This window comes from Idiomarina aquatica, assembly GCF_003987185.1.
Lineage (GTDB): Bacteria > Pseudomonadota > Gammaproteobacteria > Enterobacterales > Alteromonadaceae > Idiomarina > Idiomarina aquatica.
This window is the reverse complement of record NZ_PIPS01000002.1, coordinates 390,481-410,732: the sequence shown is the minus strand read 5'-3', so window position 1 is coordinate 410,732 and position 20,252 is coordinate 390,481. Positions and strand designations below refer to the sequence as shown.

The window sequence follows — 20,252 nt, the reverse complement described above, 5'->3', positions numbered from 1 at the left end:
TATCATGCTCTATAAGCCATAACGCAGTTTTAAATCTTCGGGGTACGGTTGGATGTACCACTGCTTAGCCAGATAACTGTTCGGGAACTGTCGCAAATAGTGGCGAACCAGTGTTAGCGGTGCCATCAGTGGCAGAATGCCATCATGGTATTGCATGATCATGTCACTGAATTCTTGTTTCTGATCGGCACTCAACTGCCCTTTAAAGTACCCTTGAATGTGCTGCAACACGTTGGTGTTATTGCGACGCGACGCGGGCTCTGATAACGCATCCATCAAGTCGATGATGTAGCTTTTAGCAAACGCATCATCGATGGTATTGACGTCTGCGAGCCGTTTACCCAGCGTTCGATAGATGGGCTGGTTGTGAGCCAACAACAACAATTTGCAGCGTGTATGAAATTCCAGTACCGCCGCTTTTGTCAGCGGCCGTGGCAGTTGCTGCCAATGGCCATACACCCATACTCGTAGAATAAAGTTTTCGCGCAGATGCGGGTCGTTCAAGCGACCATCCTCTTCCAGCGGCAACGCTGGGTTGAGCTCCTGCAAACGGCGTGCAAAAATCCCCATCGCCTCCTTGCGCGCATGGCCGGTCTTGGCATCATACAACTTTACCCTTTCCATGCCGCAGCTGGGTGACTTGGCACACAACACATAACCGCTCAGTTGCTCTGCTTTTATCTGTATTTTGTCGGCAAAGTCGCTTAACTCGCGGGTGACGTCACCACCTGTCTTTGGAATCACCGCACGTATTTGTTCGCCGTGTTGTTCCAGCCGAATGGTCGGCCGTGGAATCGGCAGGCCAATACCAACTTCCGGGCAAAAGCGAACGAATTCGACGTGTCTGGATAACTCGTTATCACAAAATGTCGAGCGTTTATGACCACCGTCAAAACGCACTTCATCACCGAGTAAACAGGCGCTGATCCCAACTTTCAATTGTTTCGATTCCATTGATTCGTTACCACTCCGTTTTAGTTGTTACTTATAACGTACAACAACGCATAAAAGTTTGCTGTCAAACAAATTTTTCAGATCCATCTTTTGCCGCTCTGCGTAATCATCAACAACTCAATCAATAACAACGGCAGTTAGGTGATATGACGCAGTACGAAGAACTTCCGCTATTTCCTTTGACAGCTCATGTGCTGCCCGAAGGTCGTTTACGTTTGCGCATTTTCGAGCCACGCTACACACGGCTGGTCAAGCATTGTATGTCTGCGCAGACCGACTTTGTCATTTGTATGTTTGATCCCAACGAAAGTAAAGATTCAAACAACTACATACTGCCTTTCGGCACTGCGGTTAGCATTATTGATTTCGAAATGCTCGATGATGGTTTTTTGGGTATCACTGTGGAAGGTAAAGACCGTGTTCAAATTCACGCTCATCACTGTGAACGCGACGGACTCAACATGGGGCGCATCGAACGTCTGCCCCCGTGGCCGGATAAATCGCTGTCGTCGGATAAAATCATTTTACGAGAGCGCTTACAGGAAATTTTTCAGGTTTATCCAGAGCTTGGCAACTTGTATGAGGATGAACGTTTTGACGAGTTAAGCTGGTTATGCCAACGCTGGCTGGAAATTCTGCCGTTGGATGTGCACGCAAAACAGCAGTTGATCAAGCAAGATAATCCTCTTGAGGTTTCTGAATATCTGCTACAATTAGTGTCGTAGTTAACACTTTTTTCTGGCAACTGTGATCCACTGACTACAGGATCACGTTCATAGTAAGACAACGAGCAATAAAGCAGGTCTAATTATGCAAGTGACGTCAGAGAGAACTTCGCAACGGGGAGTTATGAATACAACCCAGCAAGACACTGCCGATAAGGCAGCTGAGCTTCTCGCTAAGATAGCAGAGTCGCGCAGTAGAGCTGCGTTCAGCGAGTTGTTCAGTCATTTTGCTCCTAAATTGCAAGCTTATGGCACACGGCAATTTGGTAATGAGCAAACAGCAATGGATTTGGTTCAGGAGACCATGACCAACGTTTGGCACAAGGCGCACTTGTTTAAGCCCGATCGTGGTTCACCGTCAACCTGGATCTTTACGATTGCGCGTAATATTCGCTTTGACTTATTGCGCAAAAACAAAAAACGCAAGGATGACATCAGCGCCGACGAGCTCTGGCCGATCCTGGCGGAACAAAATGATAATCTTGATGACGGTTATGCCTTAGATAATGACGTACTAATGCAAGAAATCGCTCATTACTACGGTCAACTGCCGGACGCTCAGCGTGAGGTGGTTGAAAAAATTTACATTGAAGGCAAATCACAGCAAGAAGTATCGGATTCCCTCGGTATTCCGTTAGGTACTGTGAAGTCTCGTACCCGACTGGCATTAAAGAAGTTAAAAGAGTTGATAGTTGAGCATGATTAAATCACATCCTAGCGAAGCCATCCTGTATCAATACGCGGCAGGCGATCTCAGTGCGTCAATGACGTTGGTTGTTGGCACGCACATTGATATGTGCCCTGTTTGTCAGCAGACAGTGTGTGACATCGAATCGGACTTGTGCCAAAAGCACCTGGACACGGTTGTTGAAACCTTAACGACGCCGACAGCAGCTTTCAGCGGCATGAGCAAAGCCACCTGCGATAAAATGCTGGAGGAAATTTTCTCCTCCGAAGCCAAGCCGTCCATTCAGCCCGAAGAGCTGATATGCCTCGAGGGTCGCCGCTTTGTGCTACCGCGTACGCTGGCCTGTAATCACAGTCGCATTGGTGAATGGACCAATTTGGTCGGCAAGCTTTGGCGCGCCCCGGTTAATGTTGGTGAGCGTGGTCACACCAATCTGATTTACATGGAGCCGGGCACTCAGGTTCCTGAGCATACGCACAAGGGACAGGAAGCAACGTTAGTCATTGATGGCGTGTTTAACGATGAAAACGATGTCTATTACGATGGCGACTTTATCTTATTGGACGCCGATCGTACCCACACGCCGCAGACGTCTGAAAACGATTGTTTAACGTTGGCGACGCTGGATGCACCACTCTATTTTACTTCCGGTATCAGCCGGTTACTGAACCCGTTTAGTAGCTTGTTTTTCCGAGTATAGAGTCACTCAACGCTCAATCATGATAAAAAAACCCGAGGTTAATCCTCGGGTTTTGCGTTTTCAACTCGGCTTTTAAATTTCTGGCCGGGTTTAAAGGTAACCACCCGGCGAGCTTTGATAGGAATATCCTCACCGGTTTTAGGATTGCGGCCGGGGCGCTGATTTTTAGTTCGCAACTCAAAATTACCAAAGCCTGATAATTTCACCTGCTCGCCAGTTTCTAAAACAGCTCGGATCTCCTCGAAAAAATCTTCTACCAAAGTTTTTGCATCCTGCTTGTTGATGCCGTGCTTCTCAAAGAGCATTTCCGCTAATTCTGCTTTAGTCAGCGCCATGGTTTAATCCCTCAAGGTTGCATTAAACTCGTCTTTTAGCTTACTTACGAAGCGGTCCATCAACTCGTTGACTTCGGCTTCTTCCAGCGTCTTATCGGTATCCTGTAAGGTGATACTTAACGCCAGGCTGCGTTTGCCGGCAGGCAAATTTTCGCCTTGGTAAACATCAAACAAGTTTAGGCCAACTAACTGTTTTACGCCAACATTTTCCAGTTCAGCCAACACTTCACCAGCGGCAATTGACTCGTCCAGAACCAGCGCTAAGTCACGGCGAATGCTGGGGTAACGGGATATTGGCTGAGCCACAGGAATGCGACGAACAGCAATCGCATCAAGCTCAATCTCAAACACAAACGCCCGTTGGTTTAACCCCAATGCTTTTTCGTGCTGAGGATGTAAGGCGCCAATGAAGCCGACTTTGCGTTCACCTTTATAAATCGCCGCCGACTGCCCCGGATGTAAGGCATCGTGCTGGTCCGCAACAAAGCGGAACAAATGCGCTTCGCCGGTTTTCTCCAACAACGCCTCGACATCACCTTTAACGTCATAAAAATCAATCGCACGATCGCCTTCTGACCAATGCTCAACGTGTGCTTTACCCGCACGGATACCGCCCAACACCGGCTCCTGACGAACGCCGTTCTCAGCTTTTTCATCCGGAATAAAGCGCAAACCCGTTTCAACGAAAGCCAGCACCGCCTGCTGACGCTTTTGGTTGTGCGCAACGGCTCCGGCAAGACCGGGCCATAGGCTCACGCGCATCGATGACATTTCGATCGAAATCGGGTGCGGTAAGGTCAACGCGGCGGCCTCGTTAAACAACATGGCTTGATGCTTCGGATCAACAAAGCTGTAGGTAATGGCTTCCTGATACCCGCGCTCCACCAGCGCATTTACCAGCGTGTGACGACTGATTTGTGCTTCTTTGCGGTCGGTCATGCGCAACTGTGCAGCCGGGGCTACGGCTTGGATCGCGTTATAACCGTATACCCGTGCCACTTCTTCGATAAGATCTTCTTCAATGGCAATGTCAAAACGATACGACGGCACCTGAACCTGCCATGCGCCGTTCGCAAAGCTGACTTCAAGCCCCAGACGCTGCAGGATTTCGGTTACCTCATTATCGGCAATCTGTACGCCCAGGACCTTGGCCAAACGCGAGCTGCGTAAGGTTACACTGGCGCGCGCGGGTAAATGCTGCTCGGATACCGCTTCGGTAATGGGACCCGCTTCACCACCGCAAATCGCCAACAGTAATTCCGTTGCGCGCTCCATCGCCGTGCGTTGCAACTGTGGGTCAACACCGCGCTCATAACGGTGTGACGCGTCGGTGTGCAGACCATAGCGACGGGCTTTACCCAAAATCGCATCCGGTGCAAAAAACGCGCTTTCTAAGAAAATGTTTTTGCTGTCTAATGTCACGCCACTGTCTTTACCGCCATAAACGCCGGCCATAGCCAGTGCTTTTTGATCATCGGCAATCACCAGGACATCGTCATCCAGCGTGACTTCCTCACCGTCCAGTAACGTCAGCTTTTCCTGCTTCGCCGCAAGACGAACAGTAATGTCACCCTGCAGGGTGTCCAGGTCGAACGCGTGCATCGGATGACCGAGCTCTAACAACACATAATTCGTTACGTCAACGACCGGATCGATGCTGCGAATACCACTACGGCGTAATTTTTCGCTCATCCAGATCGGCGTTGGGCGGCTGACGTCAATGCCTTTAATCACCCGACCCAAGTAGCGAGGACACTGCTCAGGGGCGGCCAAGGTAATCGCTTTTTGATCGCTGATGGAGGCTTCAACGGCGCTGATTTGCGGTTGCTTAACATCCATACGATTGAGCACACCCACCTCACGGGCGATACCGCGAATGCTTAAACAATCACCACGGTTCGGGGTCAAATCAATATCAATGCTGTTGTCGTCAAGGCCAAGGTATTCGCGGTAGTCCTTACCGACCGGTGCATCCGCCGGTAACTCAATGATGCCTTCGTGATCATCAATCAAGCCCAGCTCTTTGAATGAGCACAACATACCGTGCGACGGCTGGCCACGCAGTTTCGCTTTTTTAATCTTGAAATCACCCGGCAACACCGCGCCAACTTTGGCTACCACAACTTTTAAGCCCTGCCGGCAATTGGGTGCGCCACAAACAATATCCAGCAACTCGCCGTCGTTAGTATCGACTTTTGTCACCTGCAACTTATCGGCGTCCGGATGCGGACCGCACTCGACCACCTCGCCGACCACCACCGTATGGAAGTCGGCTGCAACCGGCTCAACACCGTCAACCTCAAGGCCAGCCATGCTCAGCTGTTCGCTAAGCTCATTGCTGTCGATGGCCGGGTTAACCCACTCACGTAACCACTGTTCGCTAAATTTCATAGTGCCACTGCCCTTTTGGTTGAATTAGTTGAATTGTTTTAAGAAACGCAGGTCGTTTTCGAAAAACGCGCGTAAGTCGGTTACGCCGTAGCGCAACATGGTCAGGCGCTCAACGCCCATCCCAAAGGCAAAACCGGTGTACTTCTCCGGGTCAATACCTACGGCTTTCAACACGTTCGGGTGGACCATGCCACAACCCAACACTTCCAACCATTTGCCGTCTTTACCCATAACATCGACTTCTGCCGATGGCTCTGTGAACGGGAAATACGACGGGCGGAAGCGCACTTGCAATGACTCTTCAAAAAAGTGCGTCAGGAAATCTTCTAAAATGCCTTTTAACTGGGTAAAAGACACATCGGTGTCAACCATCAGGCCTTCGACCTGGTGGAACATCGGCGTATGGGTCTGATCGTAGTCGTTACGATAGACGCGTCCCGGGGAAATAATCCGCAACGGCGGTTGTTCAACTTCCATGGTACGGATCTGTACACCCGATGTTTGCGTACGCAGCATCGTTGAGGGAGTAAAATAAAAGGTGTCGTGATCCGCACGTGCCGGGTGATTAGCCGGAATATTCAGCGCATCAAAGTTATGAAAGCCGTCCTCGACTTCGGGACCTTCTTTAACGCTAAAACCGAGGTCACCAAAAAACTGTTCAATACGACGAATGGTCTGGGTCACCGGATGTACACCACCCACCGCGGCATTACGACCCGGCAGGGTAACATCAAGTCGCTCGGCTTCAAGTTTCGCTTTCAGCTCTTCAGCTTTCAGCAACTCTTTGCGGGCATTGATGCTGGTCTGTACCTGCTGCTTTGCTTCGTTGATCTGCTGCCCCGCTTCGCGGCGCTCAGACGGATCCAGCTTACCTAAGCCTTTCAGCAATTCGGTCAACTGACCCTTTTTACCCATGTATTGAACCCGAACATCGTCCAACGCTTGCGGATTATCCGCATTGGCGATGGCCGCTTCGGCTTGTGCGACGATTTCCTGTAATTGCATTGTTTCCCTCAACACTGACAATAGGCTGTTATAGCGTAATTTTTAAAGCCGCTATTCTAGCAGAAAATGGATCAAAAAAGGGAGCCAATTGGCTCCCTTTGAAATCTGTTTTAACAAACCGAAACGGCCGTTATTTACAGTGCGCCTTTCGCTTTCTCAACCAAAGCAGCAAAGCCGTTTTGATCGTGAACTGCGATATCAGCAAGGATCTTGCGATCGATTTCTACTGATGCTTTTTTCAGGCCGTTGATAAAGCGGCTGTATGACAGACCGTTTTGACGTGCCGCAGCGTTGATACGAACAATCCACAGTTGACGGAATTGACGTTTCTTGTTGCGACGGTCACGGTATGCGTATTGACCCGCTTTAGTGACTGCCTGTACCGCAACGCGATAAACGCGACTACGGGCACCATAATAACCTTTCGCCTGCTTCAGGACTTTCTTGTGACGCGCTCTCGCGATTACACCACGTTTTACTCGTGCCATTTGCTAATCTCCCCTTATGCGTACGGTAACATACGATCGACTAATTTAATGTCCGCTTCGTGGACCATGCTCTTAGCACGCAGCTGACGCTTACGCTTAGGAGTTTTCTTAGTCAGAATGTGACGCAAGTGAGATTGCTTGCACTTGTAACCGCCTGAAGCAGTCTTTTTAAAGCGCTTTGAAGCGCCTTTGTTTGATTTCATTTTTGGCATGAAATTAAACTCCGCATTGTTGATTAAAAGTGTGAAAGGGTGAGACAGCTACGCTGCCTACTTGTGTACCACGATCACTTCTTAGATGGCGCCAGAACCATAATCATCTGACGACCTTCAGCCCTTCTAGGGAACGACTCAACAGTTGAAACATCTTCTAAATCGTTTTTAACGCGATTCAGCAATTCGATGCCCAACTCCTGGTGTGCCATTTCCCGGCCACGGAAACGAATAGTGACTTTAGTTTTGTCACCTCCCTCGAGGAAACGACGCAGGTTGCGCAGTTTTACCTGGTAGTCGCCCTCATCAGTGCCAGGTCGGAACTTAACTTCCTTAACCTGAATCTGTTTCTGCTTTTTCTTCTGTTCTTTCTGTTCTTTACTCTTCTCGAAGAGGAACTTACCGTAATCCATCAAGCGGCAGACCGGTGGCTCCGCATTAGGGCTCATCTCCACCAAATCGACACCAGCTTCCGCTGCTGCGTCAAGAGCCTCGTTTATACTGACGACACCAATTTGTTCACCATCGGTTCCGATTAAGCGAACTTCATCAACGTTGGTAATCTGTTCGTTGATACGGTTTTTATCTGCAGCTTTCTGAGTTCTTTTTCCGCCTTTAATGGTTTATTCCTCCATCCAATTATTAAATCTTGCGAGTCCGTACTTCGTCTTCGATGCGTGCAACGAAATCTTCCAGCGGGAACTTACCTAAGTCTTCACCGCCACGGGTACGAACCGCAACCTCGCCTGCTTCGACTTCTTTATCGCCGACAACAAGCAAATAAGGGACTCGTTTAAGAGTATGCTCTCGGATTTTAAAGCCAATCTTCTCATTTCTCAAGTCGGCTGTTGCTCGAATTCCCTTTTCATTCAAAGATTTTACCACCTTTTTGACATAATCGCTCTGATTATCGGTGATATTCATCAAAACAACCTGCGTTGGCGCTAACCAAACCGGGAAGTGACCGGCGTATTCTTCGATCAGAATACCCATAAAGCGCTCCAGCGAGCCCAGAATCGCACGGTGGATCATCACCGGCGTATGACGGTCATTGTCTTCACCGACATAGGTCGCACCCAGACGTCCCGGTAACGCAAAGTCTAACTGAATAGTACCGCACTGCCAGGCACGGCCAAGACAGTCAAACAGGGTAAATTCAATCTTAGGACCGTAGAAAGCCCCCTCACCCGGTAAATAATCAAACTCGATGTCGTGCGCTTTGAGTGCATCCACCAGTGCTTTTTCACTGCGATCCCAGGTCGCGTCATCGCCAAGACGTTTTTCCGGACGCGTTGACAACTTCACATCGATCTTATCAAAACCGAAGGTTTCGTACGTTTCGTAGACCATCTTAATGCAAGCGGCGACTTCTGACTGCACTTGTTCTTCGGTACAAAAAACGTGAGCGTCGTCCTGCGTAAAGCCCCGCACCCGCATCAGGCCGTGTAACGCACCGGACGGCTCATTACGGTGACAGGAACCAAACTCGGCCATACGCAACGGTAAGTCACGGTATGACTTAAGCCCTTGGTTGAAGATCTGCACGTGGCCCGGACAGTTCATCGGTTTAACCGCATATTCACGATTCTCCGAAGCAGTAGTGAACATCAGTTCGGAAAATTTCTCCCAGTGCCCGGATTTTTCCCACAGCACGCGGTCCATCATCATCGGACCTTTAACTTCCTGGTAGTCGTATTCGCGCAGTTTTTCTCGAATAAAGGTTTCTAGCTCGCGGAAAATGGTCCAGCCGTTGTGATGCCAGAACACCATACCCGGAGCTTCTTCCTGCCAGTGGAACAAATCCTGGTTCTTACCAATTTTACGGTGATCGCGTTTTTCCGCCTCTTCCAGGCGCTTCAAATAAGCTTTTAATTGCTTTTTATCCGCCCATGCGGTGCCGTAGATGCGTTGCAGCATCTTGTTATCTGAATCACCACGCCAGTACGCACCCGCCATTTTCATCACTTTAAAATGCTGGCAGAACTTCATGTTCGGTACGTGCGGCCCACGGCACATATCGATGTATTCCTGGTGATGATACAAACCCGGCTTAGCGTCGGTCGGGATATCTTCGTCTAAAATTTCAACTTTATACGGCTCGTGGCGGTCGACAAAGGTTTCACGCGCTTCTTTCCAACTGACTTTTTTCTTAATGACCTCATACTCGGTCTTTGCCAGTTCCTTCATCCGTTTTTCAAGTTTTTCTAAATCTTCCTGGGTGAAGGTGTGGTCAACATCGATGTCATAATAAAAGCCGTTATCAATCACCGGACCAATCGCCATTTTCGCGTCAGGCCACAACTGCTTAACCGCATGGCCAAGCAAATGCGCACACGAGTGACGGATGATGTGCACCCCATCGTCATCTTTGGGCGTTACAATCTCGACCTTCGCATCGTGCTCAATCACATCACAGGCATCGACCAACTCGCCGTCGATACGACCCGCAACGGTCGCTTTCGCCAGACCTGGCCCGATATCCATAGCGATATCCATGATTGAGACCGGTTTATCAAATTCGCGTTGACTTCCGTCAGGGAGAGTAATTACAGGCATGAACTATCCTTTCCAACCAGTGGTGACACCTACCAAGTGCCACGTGCTCTATTTTGGCTCAGCTGAACATCGCAGCCGAACCCTACGAAACGTGTTGCGTTCGGTACCATCGAACGCGCATCGCTACTATAATCGACCGCTTACATTTGAGCAACCACAGAGCCTGTTTTGATGTCAGAGATGATCGGTCAGTTCGCCGCCTTGTTAGCCGCCAGTTTTTGGGCGGTTGCCACGCTTTTATATCATCGCGCCGGCAGTCACTTTTCACCGTTGCAGATGAATCTGGTGAAAGGCGTTATTGCCACCCCGTTATTATTTTTAGTGAGTTTATTACTCGGCACTTCATTGCAGCTAAGCGCCGGTGTGGTGATCCTGGCCCTGAGTGGAGTCATTGGTATCACCATTGGTGACAGTTGCCACTTCGCTGCGCTGAGGCGGCTCGGCCCCTGGCACGCCATGCTGCTGGAATACCTGGCACCGCCGTTAGCGGCATTTATGGCTTGGGCCTTTTTAAGTGACCGATTATCCATCATCGAGAGCACCGGCGCCGTGGTGACCTTAAGCGGCGTCTTGTTTGTGGTCACCGAAAAGGCACCGGACAACCAACCGGCGCTCTCGCTGTCGGGCATGTTATTCGGCAGCGGCGCGGCGCTGTGCCAGGCCACTGGACTGGTCATGGCATTTTCGGTTTTGCAAACCGAGTCGCTCCATGCCATCGACGCCGCCTTTGTCCGGTTAGCCGCGGGGTCGGTGTTACTTGCGGTCATCGTCGGCTTGTCAAAACGCAACGCTTACGCCGCGATTATTCGCCAGTTTAAATCGATTAACCCTCTGCCATTACTCGGCGCCATCGTCTTTGGTACCTTCCTGGCGATCTGGTTGCAACAGGTTTCCATTGCGAACATTAACCCCGGCCTCACCCAAACGCTGCTGTCGACCGCACCGCTTTTTCTTATTCCAATTTCTTTATTGAAAAAACAAAAGATTACACCACGTTCCGTCATCGGCGCCTGCATTTCATTGGGCGGAATCGGCATTCTTTTTCTATAGTTTGAGTAAGCGTGCAAGGCGTAACGGTGTCGTTCGCCTGGAGCTCGGTGGGGCTGACACAGACACACGACAAGTTCATCCATGAACGCTTATCTCAGGCCATCCCTGGCCTTCGATAGTCTGCCCCCACCGAACTCCTGTGCGAGAACGGCACCGCTAGGCTTTGCGGAAACATCTTTCCAGAGGAACTCTCATGCACGAAGAAGATCTTAACAGCGTTGTGGTTCGTTGCCCGCATTGCGGGCAGACAACACAACTGGATATTGATACCTCAGCGGGCAATCAGGATTATCAGGACGAATGCGCTGCCTGCGGCGATTTAATTCACGTGCAATTGCAGGTTGACGAAATGAATCAAAAAACCCGCGTACGCATTGACGGCAACGACGAGCAGTTTTATTAGTTCGCCGACTCGCCGCGCTGTTTTAGGATACGCTCTACCGTTTCAACAATGGTAATGGTTTGCTGATCAAACTCGATATTAAGCTGGGTTCCTGGCTGTGCCTGCGATAAATTGGTGAGCCGCAGGGTTTCGGGTATTAAGTGCAGACTAAAACGGTTGTCTTCGACGGTGCCGATCGTCAGACTGGCGCCGTTCACGGCAATAAAACCTTTGGCAAACAGGTAAGGGGTAAACGGCTCGGGCACTTCAACCCAGCCTGCCCAGTTGGTATCGCTTTGTTCCACTTCCAGCAATGTTCCCTGACAATGGATGTGTCCCGATACATGGTGACCGCCAATTTCATCACCCACTTTCAACGAGCGCTCCAGATTAACCAGGCTACCTTTGCCAAGGTCACCCAAATTGGTCAGTCGCAACGTCTCGTCGATAACGTCAAACTCAACCGTATCTTCGGTATAGTGAACCACCGTTAAACAGCAGCCGTTTATAGCAATACTGGCACCTATCTCTAAATCGCGCAGAAACTGCGGTTCGACCCGCAGCGTTAAGTGACGAAAGTCGTCATTGTCTTTAATATGGGCAACTTGTGCTTGTGTCTGAACAATACCAGTAAACATAAAACACCTAAGCATAGTAAGGATTAAGCAATGCGTGGCAGTGTACTGAGGATTGGCAAAAGTTACCAGCGTTTGCGGGCATTTCAGGCCGGTTTATTGATCGTTGCCGGACTGGTCGTTGGTGCCTGTTCGCGTCCTCAGACAGTGGTCGACTCGGTACATACGCTCAATCAACGAATTGCCAACACGCTCTCCTCGGAAGCGGCACAACTGAGCTACCAGCCGCGCCCGGCACCCATGCCGACGATACGTTCATTGAAACCCGTTGGCGAGCCAGCGGCGATGAATTTTTTAACCAGCCTGCGACTGGGTCATTGCGAGGCCGGACAACTGATCGCTCAACGTAACAGCTCACTGGGTCGACTGGAGGACGGGCTGATGCGCTATCACGATGACGTGCAGCTATTGAGCGCATTAAGAACGTGCGCGCAGCACCCGCAGTCTGAAACCATCAAAGCAGAGTTGCAACGCGCCATAGCCGACAAACACGCGCAACTGAGCTTCGATAAGGCACACGCGATCGCCACCGACAAAGCACTGCGGCACGCCCTGAGCATCGGAGCCAAAAGCTTAGTAACCCTTGATGACAACGTTTTTAACCACCAGTTAAACGCCCTCCTGCAACTGGTCGAATGGCTTGCTCAGGCTCCACAGCAACCAGCGCCTGCCGAAACTAGCTTAGCCCGCTGGCGACAACAGCTCGCACAAGCGGATTACCTACCACGATTGCTGCGCAGTACCATCGAGATGCGGTTGCTGCTGACTCAGTTACAGCAACAGTTGCCCCCGTTGACCGCAGCTGCGGGCTGCGACGGCAAAGGAGTGCCTGAGCGGGCTAAGGTTCTGCAACGGGTGTTTATGCGATTTTTTATTGACGCAACGCAGTCAAAGCTGGCGCAATTAACCACTCAGTACCAGCAACTACAACCGGTGTTACTGACGCTGGCCGAAGCGGTGCCGCAGCCGGCGCTGCAAGACTACTTACGCGAGCTGAGCCGGCAGGGAGAAAAGCTGAACCAAACCAGTAAAGCGTTTGTACAACCATGGCAGCAGTTGTTTATGGACTGTGGCTTTACATCCGGCCAAAACTCGTTCTAAGCTTAGGTTATCCAAACAGGTCAGGCCGGAGCGTCAACCTAATGAGTAAGCAACAGCACAACTATTATGCCCAAACCCACGAGGTGACCAATCAGCCGCCGGCACTGGAGAACTATAACCTTTATGCCGAGGACAAGGCGTTGCAGGAGGCCGTGCAGCGCGAGGGAGCAGCCTGGGCTGAACAGGATATTGCCCGGTTTGGCGCGGAATGCGGACTCAGTGAGCGGATTAAACTGGGGTTTGACGCCAATGCCAACAAACCACAGCTACAGACTCACGACCGTTTTGGCCATCGCATCGATCAGATCGACTTTCACCCCAGTTATCACCAACTCATGGATATCGCCATCAGCGAGGGCCTACACGCCAGTCCTTGGCGCAATCCCCGCAGCGGCGCGCAGGTAGCGCGAGCCGCTAAATATTACTTGCACACTCAGGTTGAAGCGGCGCATGGATGTCCGATCACCATGACCTTTGCGGCCGTCCCGGCACTGAAACATCAGCCGCAACTGTTTGAGCAGTTTGGTCACAAGATCCTGGCGCCCTACTACGACCCCGAAAATATTCCCGACACGCGTAAAAACGGCCTCACGGTTGGTATGGCTATGACCGAAAAACAAGGTGGTTCTGATGTCCGAACAAACAGTACTGTAGCACACCCGGTCGGTGCCGAAGGTCCGGCGCAAGTCTACGAGCTGGTGGGTCACAAATGGTTTGTCTCGGCCCCCATGTGTGATTTGTTTCTGGTGCTGGCACAAGCTCCGGGCGGGCTTTCCTGTTTTCTGGTGCCGCGCTGGCGACCTGACGGTAGCAAAAACCCGCTGCAGATCCAGCAACTGAAAAATAAAATGGGCAATGTCGCCAATGCCTCCAGCGAATGTGAACTGCGTGGTGCACTCGGTTGGATGGTTGGCGAAGAAGGACGTGGCATACGTACCATCATTGAAATGGTCGCCATGACCCGTTATGACTGTATGATTGGCTCCTCGTCGGGAATGCGCCAGGCCAGCGCTCAGGCGCTGCATCACTGCCACTACCGTCAGGCCTTTGGCGCGCGGCTCAGCGAACAACCACTGATGCAGAACCTGTTAGCCGATCTGGCACTGGAAAGCGAGGCGGCGATGACGCTGACTCTGCGTATGGCGCGCGCGTTCGATAACCAGGATGACGAACATGAGCAACTTTTAGCCCGAATCGCCACCCCCATCGGCAAGTATTGGATCTGCAAACGCACACCCAACCATGCGTACGAGGCAATGGAGGTGATCGGTGGTATGGGGCTAATGGAAAACACCATCATGCCAAGGTTGTTGCGCGAATCTCCGGTAAACGCTATTTGGGAAGGCAGTGGTAATGTCCAGTGTCTGGATATTCTGCGGGCGATACAAAAGGAACCTCGGGTATTAGACGCGTATTTTAGCGAAATCAGCAAAGCCAGCGGCCGTGATAAACGACTGGATGACTTTGCCAATGCGTTAAAGCGTGACTTCAAGCAGACGCCCCGCGACCACTGGCCGTATCAGGCTCGCCAGTTTGCCGACCGCATGGCATTGGCATTGCAGGCCGCACTGCTGTTACAACATGCGCCGGATTTTGTCAGCGAAGCGTTTTGTGCCGGTCGCCTGGCGCCACGAACCCACATGAACTATGGCGGACTGCCGGCCAATGCTAACGTTGTTGGCATCATCAACCGGGCAACGCCGTCGCTTTAATGAGCAACACAGCACCATCTGTCTGAAAACTAGCCATTTGAATCACTGACGCTGAAAAAAGTCTTGCGTCAGTGATTCGAAATGAATAATATAGCGCCCGTCTTCACGACACAGCACTTCAAAATGTGCGTCCTTAGCTCAGTTGGTTAGAGCGCTGCCTTGACATGGCAGAGGTCGGTAGTTCGAGTCTACTAGGACGCACCACTTTTTCTTCCCCAAAAAACCATGTAGTCAATATTGGCATCAAAATCACGTCGGCGGCAATTATTTTCCGCAGTTATCTAACTATGTGATTCGTTGTTTGCTTTCAAATAAAAAACGAAGGCAGTCGCCTCCGTTTCTTAACTAACTGTATGTACATTCAAGAATTTATGACGTTGGCTTTTGCCGTTCAATCACTTCGTTTTGTGCCTCAATCGCTTTATCAATTACCCGAGCATACACGCGCTTCTTATCGCGCGATTTTGCATTTCGCACGAATTCTGACAGGTTCGAATTTTCAGGTGCTTTGCTACCAAAAAGACGACTAAGCATTTGTGTTTCCTCAATATTATTGCTGCGCTAACTGTATCCACACTATTACATGGCACAAACACGACTTATGTTATCAACTGTTCCAACTCATTGCGAGTGAATTTCTCAGCAAGCAAATTTTCAATGTCCGTAACGTTATCGTGATAGAACCGTGTATGGCCTCGGTTATTCTTGACCAATAAATCTACCTGAATTCGACCACCAAACTTCCTTTTCAGTTTCCGAACAACTTCCTGAGCCCCCAAAAATTGCTCAATAAACGTTTCAGGAAGAATTCGTCGCCCCTCTTCTTTTTCCCGAGCTTGAACAAACTCCCAGGCCATTGCTGGCGATTGATAAACAAACAAAATCAAAACGCTCCGTTTACGATCAAGACAACGTTGAATATTTTTCTCAGCAATGTCCAACTTTGATAACGTGCCGTCTAGCAAGAATGATTGTTTCCCTTGGAATGCAAAGTCTAGTGCTCGTTCGATAACCACCGAAATCGCCCGTTGAAACAAGTATGAGTTTGAGCCGTTATACCCAGGGAACTGGCACCGAAGATCGTCTGGATCCAGTCGAATTACGCTATCCGAACCAATCTCTTTCAGAAATATTTTGGATGATTCCGTTTTCCCTGCACCTGGCGAGCCACACATAAATACTGATACCGGATCTCGCTCCTTCGCGTAGATTGTTTTATCAGTAAGTTGACGTGCTAACTTCGTTTTATGTTTCTTTGCGTAAGCTACTGCTTGCAGCTCTACTTCCTTGTCCTCTGCCAACACGCATAGTCCTTGATGCTAAACCTAACACAATGTTAGCTCACCATTTTAAGTTAAACCAATTTCTATAAGCTTCGTTTAAACGCCTGGTATACGCCATTGCTCCACCCAAAGCCCAGTTGTACTTCATATTCGCCACCAGTTGCCGCTTTACGGGGATCACACACGTCATACTTCTCCAACACGACGTGATTGGCGTCATAATAATCAGCAACCAAATTAACCCAACGTTGTTTGATATCCTGCGCTAGCGCATTAACACCGTAATGTTCTAATCCTTTAACGGCAAACCACTGCAACGGCGCCCAGCCATTCGGCGAGTCCCATTGCTGCTGCGTTGCCGTTAAGGTGGTAACCAAACCACCCGGGCGCAAAAATTTGGAGAGGTTATCGGCCACCGCATCGGCTTGATGTTGGCTCGCTAATTGAGTGAATAACGGCACCACCGCTGCCAGCGACCATATCGGCGTCTGCCGTTGTTGTTGATGGTCGTAGTCAAAATAAAACCCCTGTTCGGCGTTATAACAATACTGATTAAGCGCCTGCTGACGCTGTGCCGCGGCTTCGGCATAAGCTTGCTGCTGCGAACTCTCGTCAACCAGTTGGCTTAATCGGAACTCCAAACGATACAACAGTGCATTTAAATCAACCGGCACAATATCGGTGGTTTTAATGCTGGTAAAATCATTGGCATCAGCAAACCAGCGAGAACTGAAATCCCACCCGGATTCACAAGCGGCACGGATATGGCGCATAAACTCATGAGCCCGGGTGTCATTTAATCCACTCACTGCATTCAAATCTTCGCGATAGGATTCCGGGCGTGGAGTCGCGTCATTATCGTAGTAGCGATTTAACAGGCTACCGTCGGCCAGTCTCAGCGCTCGGTTTTGCATCCAAAACTGATGTTCTGCCTGCAACCCTTTAATCGCCCGCGCCCGCTGAACCTCATTTAACTGGTGTTGAACCAAATCAAAAATGAGCACCAGCACCGGCGGCTGACTGCGGGTGTGGTAATAAGCACGATTACCGTTGGGGATACAGCCGACCTGCTCCTGAATATCCAGGAAGTTTTCCAGCATACTGACCACCACATCACTGTGGCCGTCGCACAGCAGGCCTTCGGCAGTGAAATAGCTGTCCCAGTAATAAATTTCACGGAACCGCCCACCGGGTACCAAATACCGGTGTTGCAGCGGAATTAAGCTATCATGCTGGCGCTGATCCGGCGCTCGCTGCAATACCGACCACATGGCCGCGATGTACTCATCGACATCATCACACTGAAGCGCGCTAAGGTCCGGTTCAGCCGGCAGTTCGAAGTGCTGTTCAACAAACGCCGCCAACTCAAAACCCGGTTGCTGACATTGCTGTCGGTAGTGTTCACAAATGCTCGCTAAGGGTTGTTTACCAATGGCATCAGCAAAGGTTTTGCTGTCCTTAAACAACCCCGCCATCTGCACATCATGAAACAGCTCGCTGTTAAATAATGTCAGTGCTTCGGTCCATACGCTGGTGGTCATGCCAGTTCCCCCTTCGCCTTAACCTGCAGCGATGAACGACGGAAGAAAAACAGCGTCACCATGATCAACGCAATCGGCACCAACAATAAGTAGAACGCCTGCTGACCGCCCATGGCATCAAAAATCAGTCCGGTAACAATGGACCCGGTGGTGCCACCCAGCGCGGAAAACACTACGATCAAGCCAGTCATTGGCGCATGTTGGCTTTTCGGCAACGAACTTAGCATCACCGAGTTGATGACCGGGTAAATCGGCGCCATAGTTAGGCCGATCAATGGCACCAGAAATGCCGCCAGCGGCGCGTCCAGCCAGGACGCAATTGGCGTGTCGCCAACGTGCTGTGCCAGCGGCAGACTCAGTAACATGGTTGCGCCCATCGCGATCAGGCACAACATTAAAAACGGATACCAGTTCATCCGTGCCAGCACCGCACCCGCAGCCAGCCGCCCAATCGCCAGCGATACCGCAAAAATGCTGGTGATCTGCACACTGACATTCACCGGCAGCCCCAACACCTCACGGTTAAACGTCGGTAACCAAGAACCGATGCCCTGCTCGATTAAGACGTAAAGGAACACCGACAGAATGAAAATCAGTACCAACGGCTGATAAACCATCTTCAACATGGTCACGAATTCCAGCATCGCCTTAGCTGGCTCGGCACGGGGTTTTTCTACCGGTGCAATTAACACCAATATAAAGGTTACCGCCACCACGGCAGCCAGCAAATAATACACATTAAGCCAGCTCAGCGACGCTGGGTTAGCCTCGTCTATAAACGCTGCAAACACCCAATAGCCGGACAACACCCCGAGCATGAAAATGCCTTCGATGACATTCATCAATGACGAGTGTGAGCGCGTATCCGGGGACAACTGTCCGATGATGGCGTAAACCGACACCTTTACCAGCGCAAACGCGGTACCGACACCGGCAAACAACAACTTCACGGACCAGAATTCCGCAATACCCGGCGTTATCGCACACAGCACCGCAACCAGCCCCAGTCCACAGAGCAGCGCCAGTTTATAGCCGACCCGCGGGATAAAAGATGCAACCAAAAAAGACACTATCGCAATTGAGAGATCTTTAAAGCCTTCTAAGATGCTGGCCTGAGGTTTCGATACCTCAAAACTGGTGATCGATTGTAAGATGACCGTTCCCACACTGTTCAACAGAATGGCAAACACATAATAGCTCGCTGCAATCGCAGCTATAATCAACAATCTGGACATTAGAAAGTAACACTTTGTTAACGATAATCGCTGAGTCTATCTTTCGGCATGAAAAAATGCAAACGATTGCATAATCCATTTACTGAGCGGTTGAGCGACGCACAATCAAACGAGTTTCGACCACTTGCGAAGCTGCACTCTGCCCTTCCAGCTGTTTGATCAGTTCGTTAACCATCATCTCAGCAGCCTGTTGGGTATTCTGCCTTACGGTGGTTAACGAGGGATGCATCAGCTCTGCTAGCGCAATGTCGTCATAACCAACAATGCTGACGTCCTGCGGAATACCGACATAGCGTTCCTTTAGGGCTTTAAGTGCGCCCAACGCCACCATGTCACTGACACAGACAATGCCGTCAAAGTTAAGCCCGTGCTCGCGAATGTGTTGATTAATAAAATCATAAGCGGCGGTTGAGGTAATATCGATGCTGGCCGTGAGTGCCGGGTCGGGCTCAATGCCATGCTCTGTTAATGCGTTGAGGTAGCCTTGATGACGGTGACGCATTTCCGCATGCTCGGGGTCGCCAAGAAACAAAATACGGCGGCAACCATGGTTAAGCAGATACCAGGTACTCTCGTGACCGCCAAATAAGTTATCACCGCCAACCACCGGATAGCGCGCCGCCGTTTTCGGTTCACCCCAGACCACCAGTGGCACCCCGGCGTCCGCGGCCGCATCAATTTTGGCGCTGGTTTTACCCTGACCGATAACAATGATGCCATCGGCACGCTGACTTCCGATAAAATAGTTGGCCCAGTCGTCGGTAGCCATAAACGAGTTCGACAGCAACAACTCGTAGCCGCGCGCGTTAAGCGCCATATTCAGATCGCCGACAATCTTCAGCAAGAACGGATCGGTAACGCTCTGTTCAGTATGTTCGATAAGGTTAAGAATTACGGCGATAACGTGAGTTTTACGCGTGCGCAAGCGGCTGGCCGCTGTATTGATACTAAAGTTATGCTGGCGTGCCAGCGCCTTAACTTTGTCACGGGTCTGTTGTTTGATCAGCGGATTGTCTTTGAGCGCCCGCGAGGCGGTAGAGGTAGACACCCCTGCCAGCTCAGCGAGCTTCGCCAACGTCAGTCTTGATTGCTTTTTGGCCATTCGTCTTTATCGTTGTTTTTTCTTCACTATAGCGGTTTAATCCCGCTGTTCCTAGCCTGCACGGTTAGATTCGCGCGGCAGTCCGGCTCGGTTATAATTTCATCAACCTATGTAAACGATAGTTAACAACATTGAAACAAAAAAGATGCAATCGTTT

Annotated in this window: 21 protein-coding genes and 1 tRNA gene; 8 read left to right on the top strand and 14 right to left on the bottom strand. The window is 50.5% G+C overall.

Going from position 1 to position 20,252, the window contains the following annotated elements; translation table 11 throughout:
- Window positions 1-9: 9 nt before the first annotated feature.
- Window positions 10-954 (bottom strand): YbgA family protein, encoded by a 945-nt coding sequence (locus tag CWE23_RS08795; protein ID WP_126820039.1) that lies wholly within the window; start codon window positions 952-954, stop codon window positions 10-12.
- A 146-nt stretch (window positions 955-1,100) separates the two neighbouring features.
- On the opposite strand from CWE23_RS08795, the gene CWE23_RS08790 reads away from it, so the two are divergent.
- The 3 genes from CWE23_RS08790 to CWE23_RS08780 all read left to right on the top strand — a co-directional run bounded on the left by CWE23_RS08790 (window position 1,101) and on the right by CWE23_RS08780 (window position 3,067).
- Window positions 1,101-1,679, top strand: a complete 579-nt coding sequence (locus CWE23_RS08790; protein ID WP_105306496.1) for an LON peptidase substrate-binding domain-containing protein — start codon at window positions 1,101-1,103, stop codon at window positions 1,677-1,679.
- 124 nt (window positions 1,680-1,803) lie between these two features.
- The gene (locus CWE23_RS08785; protein ID WP_241970594.1) at window positions 1,804-2,385 is read left to right on the top strand and encodes a sigma-70 family RNA polymerase sigma factor; all 582 of its coding nucleotides are present in this window, start codon (window positions 1,804-1,806) and stop codon (window positions 2,383-2,385) included.
- On the top strand, window positions 2,378-3,067 hold the full coding sequence (locus CWE23_RS08780) for a ChrR family anti-sigma-E factor (RefSeq protein ID WP_126820038.1): 690 nt from the start codon (window positions 2,378-2,380) through the stop codon (window positions 3,065-3,067). Before CWE23_RS08785 ends, CWE23_RS08780 begins: the two co-directional genes overlap by 8 nt.
- A 38-nt stretch (window positions 3,068-3,105) precedes the next feature.
- Here the strand turns inward: CWE23_RS08780 and CWE23_RS08775 are convergent, their stop codons facing one another.
- The 7 genes from CWE23_RS08775 to thrS all read right to left on the bottom strand — a co-directional run bounded on the left by CWE23_RS08775 (window position 3,106) and on the right by thrS (window position 10,054).
- Window positions 3,106-3,402, bottom strand: coding sequence for an integration host factor subunit alpha (locus CWE23_RS08775; RefSeq protein WP_105306499.1), 297 nt, complete (start codon window positions 3,400-3,402; stop codon window positions 3,106-3,108).
- A 3-nt stretch (window positions 3,403-3,405) separates the two neighbouring features.
- The gene (gene pheT / locus CWE23_RS08770) at window positions 3,406-5,793 is read right to left on the bottom strand and encodes a phenylalanine--tRNA ligase subunit beta (RefSeq protein ID WP_126820037.1); all 2,388 of its coding nucleotides are present in this window, start codon (window positions 5,791-5,793) and stop codon (window positions 3,406-3,408) included.
- A 24-nt stretch (window positions 5,794-5,817) separates the two neighbouring features.
- Window positions 5,818-6,798 carry a phenylalanine--tRNA ligase subunit alpha gene (gene pheS / locus CWE23_RS08765; RefSeq protein ID WP_126820036.1) on the bottom strand — a complete coding sequence of 327 codons (981 nt, stop codon included), beginning with the start codon at window positions 6,796-6,798 and terminating at the stop codon, window positions 5,818-5,820.
- Window positions 6,799-6,932: 134 nt separating this feature from the next.
- On the bottom strand, window positions 6,933-7,286 hold the full coding sequence (gene rplT, locus CWE23_RS08760) for a 50S ribosomal protein L20 (RefSeq protein WP_053953835.1): 354 nt from the start codon (window positions 7,284-7,286) through the stop codon (window positions 6,933-6,935).
- Between the two features lie 14 nt (window positions 7,287-7,300).
- Window positions 7,301-7,498 (bottom strand): 50S ribosomal protein L35, encoded by a 198-nt coding sequence (rpmI, locus tag CWE23_RS08755; RefSeq protein ID WP_053953836.1) that lies wholly within the window; start codon window positions 7,496-7,498, stop codon window positions 7,301-7,303.
- Window positions 7,499-7,572: 74 nt separating this feature from the next.
- Window positions 7,573-8,118, bottom strand: coding sequence for a translation initiation factor IF-3 (infC, locus tag CWE23_RS08750; protein ID WP_105306502.1), 546 nt, complete (start codon window positions 8,116-8,118; stop codon window positions 7,573-7,575).
- Window positions 8,119-8,140: 22 nt separating this feature from the next.
- Window positions 8,141-10,054, bottom strand: a complete 1,914-nt coding sequence (gene thrS, locus CWE23_RS08745) for a threonine--tRNA ligase (protein WP_126820035.1) — start codon at window positions 10,052-10,054, stop codon at window positions 8,141-8,143.
- A gap of 171 nt (window positions 10,055-10,225) precedes the next feature.
- Between thrS and CWE23_RS08740 the strand changes: the two genes are divergently transcribed.
- Together CWE23_RS08740 and CWE23_RS08735 are read left to right on the top strand one after the other, a co-directional pair.
- Window positions 10,226-11,104 carry a DMT family transporter gene (locus tag CWE23_RS08740; RefSeq protein WP_126820034.1) on the top strand — a complete coding sequence of 293 codons (879 nt, stop codon included), beginning with the start codon at window positions 10,226-10,228 and terminating at the stop codon, window positions 11,102-11,104.
- Between the two features lie 193 nt (window positions 11,105-11,297).
- Window positions 11,298-11,507 (top strand): CPXCG motif-containing cysteine-rich protein, encoded by a 210-nt coding sequence (locus tag CWE23_RS08735; protein WP_105306505.1) that lies wholly within the window; start codon window positions 11,298-11,300, stop codon window positions 11,505-11,507.
- On the opposite strand, the gene CWE23_RS08730 is transcribed toward CWE23_RS08735, so the two are convergent.
- The gene (locus CWE23_RS08730; RefSeq protein ID WP_105306506.1) at window positions 11,504-12,124 is read right to left on the bottom strand and encodes a riboflavin synthase subunit alpha; all 621 of its coding nucleotides are present in this window, start codon (window positions 12,122-12,124) and stop codon (window positions 11,504-11,506) included. The genes CWE23_RS08735 and CWE23_RS08730 overlap by 4 nt on opposite strands.
- Before the next feature lie 30 nt (window positions 12,125-12,154).
- Here CWE23_RS08730 and CWE23_RS08725 point away from each other — a divergent pair, with 30 nt between their 5' ends.
- The 3 genes from CWE23_RS08725 (at window position 12,155) to CWE23_RS08715 (ending at window position 15,138) form a co-directional block, all read left to right on the top strand.
- On the top strand, window positions 12,155-13,222 hold the full coding sequence (locus CWE23_RS08725; protein ID WP_126820033.1) for a DUF3080 family protein: 1,068 nt from the start codon (window positions 12,155-12,157) through the stop codon (window positions 13,220-13,222).
- A 41-nt stretch (window positions 13,223-13,263) separates the two neighbouring features.
- Complete coding sequence (locus CWE23_RS08720) at window positions 13,264-14,934, top strand: isovaleryl-CoA dehydrogenase (protein WP_126820032.1); 1,671 nt, start codon at window positions 13,264-13,266, stop codon at window positions 14,932-14,934.
- A gap of 127 nt (window positions 14,935-15,061) precedes the next feature.
- Window positions 15,062-15,138: transfer RNA gene (locus CWE23_RS08715), tRNA-Val, on the top strand.
- Between the two features lie 165 nt (window positions 15,139-15,303).
- Here CWE23_RS08715 and CWE23_RS13860 read toward each other — a convergent pair.
- The 5 genes from CWE23_RS13860 to CWE23_RS08695 form a co-directional block, all read right to left on the bottom strand.
- Window positions 15,304-15,468, bottom strand: a complete 165-nt coding sequence (locus CWE23_RS13860) for a hypothetical protein (RefSeq protein WP_198678821.1) — start codon at window positions 15,466-15,468, stop codon at window positions 15,304-15,306.
- Between the two features lie 65 nt (window positions 15,469-15,533).
- Window positions 15,534-16,238 carry a zeta toxin family protein gene (locus CWE23_RS08710; RefSeq protein ID WP_126820031.1) on the bottom strand — a complete coding sequence of 235 codons (705 nt, stop codon included), beginning with the start codon at window positions 16,236-16,238 and terminating at the stop codon, window positions 15,534-15,536.
- A gap of 62 nt (window positions 16,239-16,300) precedes the next feature.
- Window positions 16,301-17,758 carry a trehalase family glycosidase gene (locus CWE23_RS08705; RefSeq protein ID WP_126820030.1) on the bottom strand — a complete coding sequence of 486 codons (1,458 nt, stop codon included), beginning with the start codon at window positions 17,756-17,758 and terminating at the stop codon, window positions 16,301-16,303.
- Window positions 17,755-18,993: an MFS transporter gene (locus CWE23_RS08700; RefSeq protein ID WP_198678820.1), complete on the bottom strand. Its 1,239-nt coding sequence runs from the start codon at window positions 18,991-18,993 to the stop codon at window positions 17,755-17,757. The genes CWE23_RS08705 and CWE23_RS08700 overlap by 4 nt, the downstream gene beginning before the upstream one ends.
- Before the next feature lie 79 nt (window positions 18,994-19,072).
- Window positions 19,073-20,095 (bottom strand): LacI family DNA-binding transcriptional regulator, encoded by a 1,023-nt coding sequence (locus CWE23_RS08695; protein ID WP_105306510.1) that lies wholly within the window; start codon window positions 20,093-20,095, stop codon window positions 19,073-19,075.
- Window positions 20,096-20,252 lie beyond the last annotated feature (157 nt).